This window comes from Streptomyces sp. NPDC046900 (assembly GCF_040644975.1).
GTDB lineage: Bacteria > Actinomycetota > Actinomycetes > Streptomycetales > Streptomycetaceae > Streptomyces.
In genome coordinates this window covers 1-2,257 of record NZ_JBEYXD010000227.1, presented here as the reverse complement: position 1 = coordinate 2,257, position 2,257 = coordinate 1, and the positions used below count along the sequence as shown (strand labels likewise).

The 2,257-nt window shown below is 69.9% G+C and carries 3 protein-coding genes; all 3 read left to right on the top strand.

Annotated features, from left to right (window positions below; translation table 11 throughout):
- The first annotated feature begins 533 nt into the window (after positions 1-533).
- The 3 genes from ABZ904_RS51090 to ABZ904_RS51080 all read left to right on the top strand — a co-directional run bounded on the left by ABZ904_RS51090 (position 534) and on the right by ABZ904_RS51080 (position 1,806).
- Positions 534-740, top strand: coding sequence for a hypothetical protein (locus ABZ904_RS51090; protein ID WP_359412544.1), 207 nt, complete (start codon positions 534-536; stop codon positions 738-740).
- On the top strand, positions 737-1,120 hold the full coding sequence (locus tag ABZ904_RS51085) for a hypothetical protein (RefSeq protein ID WP_359412546.1): 384 nt from the start codon (positions 737-739) through the stop codon (positions 1,118-1,120). Before ABZ904_RS51090 ends, ABZ904_RS51085 begins: the two co-directional genes overlap by 4 nt.
- Before the next feature lie 239 nt (positions 1,121-1,359).
- On the top strand, positions 1,360-1,806 hold the full coding sequence (locus ABZ904_RS51080) for a hypothetical protein (protein ID WP_361831171.1): 447 nt from the start codon (positions 1,360-1,362) through the stop codon (positions 1,804-1,806).
- Positions 1,807-2,257: the final 451 nt, after the last annotated feature.

The following is a 2,257-nucleotide window of genomic DNA, read 5'->3' as shown; positions in this document are numbered from 1 at the left end:
GTGGTCTCCCGGCGCATCGACGCCCCGGCAGCAGACCTCTTCCGGATCCTGGCCGATCCCGGACGGCACCCGGACATCGACGGCTCGGGCATGCTGCGCGCACGGCCTGGCTCGACGGAACCAGCACGATCACACCTGCCCAGCTGGTGCGCTGCGCCCCGATCCTGCAGATGCCTGAGGATGCACTGCTCACCTGCCTGGGCGGCGGCCGGCATGGTTCTACTGGCCACTGCCTCAACCCGCACCGGACCAGGTCGCCGGCAGCCGCTGACTGGCGGCTCCACACCTGCACCGGCGCCCGCCGGCGGCCGTGCCGCCGCCGTGCCATCACCCCGTGGGCAGGCGACTGGGAAACAGCCCGCACAGCACACGCGCCGAGAAGCGGAGTGGAGCGTGCCCCGCGAACATCTGCCTACTGGCGTGGGGTCTCCGCGCCGTGATGTGAGGTGGAGAAGCTGGTTGGGGGCGGACAGCGCGCACCGGAGCAGACTGGGTGGTACCCGTTCAGGTACCACCCCGGGTACCGTAGGGGTATGCCAGCACTCAATGTTGAATTTTCCCCGGAAGAGATGGCCCGACTGCGGGAACGGGCAGCGATCACCGGCAAGAGCCTCAAGCAGCACGCTCACGACGTAATCGTGGATGAGGCCGACCGGCTCGCCTTCGTTGAAGGCGCCGTCGCCGAGGCCGTTCGTGTCCTGCCTGGTGTGGTGGCGCGTTTCCCTGAAGGCCTCCGTTGAGCCCGATCATCCGCGTCGACGTCGGGTGGGTCCTGCAGGTCCAGTCCGCGATCTCCCCGCTCAATGTGCCGATCGCCGACTGGGGCGCCCTCGGGTTCATGGCTGATCGGCACAAATTTGAACGCGAGCGCGACGTCCTCTACTACGAAGAGGTCCCGGCCAGGGCAGCGACATTCCTGCATACAGCGCTGTTGGAGCGCCCCTTCGCCGACTACAACCTGGTCATCGGGTGGGGATGTACCTATCAGTACATGCACCTCTCCGGCCAGCCCGTGCGGGTGAAGGACGAGGAGCTCTACGAGCTGGCACAGTCGGTGCGCGCGCAGCAGGCCGACCTCAGAGCGGTCGCGCAGCGCTTGGAGGCCTGGCGAAGCGTCTGACTGCGGCCACCGAGGCAGGCCCCGGCCCCTGAGAGCGTCCCGGGAGGGCTCTTCACCGCGCTGGACGCATTCAGCGCTGCTGAGCAGGCCCGACAGCTCCTGAGCGGATGACGGCCCGCTCCCAGTTCCTGCGCCGAGACCGCGGCGGCGTCGTTCCGCTCCCCCAGATTTGGGTAGCCGGGCACTCGCAACCCATCCCGTTGGATCCGCCGGCACGCGGAGCGGACGTCCTCACCCTCGTGAATGAGGGACATCTGTACAAGGTCGCCGGGCGTCGTAGCCGCATCGACGACGCTCTCGAACTGGCCGCCGCCGTCAACCGAGGGCCGCTGGCCCCGGCCGTCGCGGGCGCCTGGGCAGCTGTCGAATCGCTGCTGTCACACCCGGACGATCCCAAGTCGGAAAACGAGCGGTCCGGCAAAGCCGTGGCGGCTGACCGGATGGCTGCCATCATTGCCTGTTCCTGGCCGCGCGCTGAGCTGACCGCTCTCGCTCACTGGCACAAGCCTCGTGCCGCGGACGAGCTCGCGAAGAACATCGCGGACTGCGGGATGAACCAGGAGCGCGCCCGCCTCGTCGCGGACGCCCTGCGTGAGCGGGGTGCCGGCGCGCTGGAGGTAGACGACCGAGCCGTCCGCCCAGTCCTGCCGCGCCATGACTGTCGCGTACCGCCACGCGCCGCCTGATCGCACCCACAGTGCTGGGGGGTCGCTCCTGGGCCAGGTCCACACCACGGGTTGCCGCCCGTCCTCCGGGCGCCACGGGCGGGCCGGCTCCGGGATAGTGTCCATGCCCTCGACCGTAAGCGGCCGCGCCGCAGGTCAGGCAGTAGGAGCGACGCAAGGCCTTCCAGCCTTCCAGCCCTCGAGCATCCGCGGCCTCAACCTCTCTCCGCCTGAAAGGTGACGCCGTGTAACCCCGAATCGACCGCCGCTCCCCCACCCTGATCCTGGCCGTTTGCGCTTGGATCGTCGTCTTCGCCCTGGTGCTCCTCGCCTGCGCGGCGGGCCGCGCCCTCGACGACGACGGGGCGGCGAGCTGGCCGGCTACGCGCACCGCGGCGGGCGACTACGTCCCCGCCGGTCCGCGGCCGTGCACCCTCCACGGAACCAGCCACAGTGGCACGGGCGCCGCGGG

What these genes read in the sequence shown, in the direction of transcription:
- ABZ904_RS51090 (WP_359412544.1), top strand. Translation starts at nt 534, where the DNA reads ATGCCAGCACTCAATGTTGAATTTTCCCCGGAAGAGATGGCCCGACTG.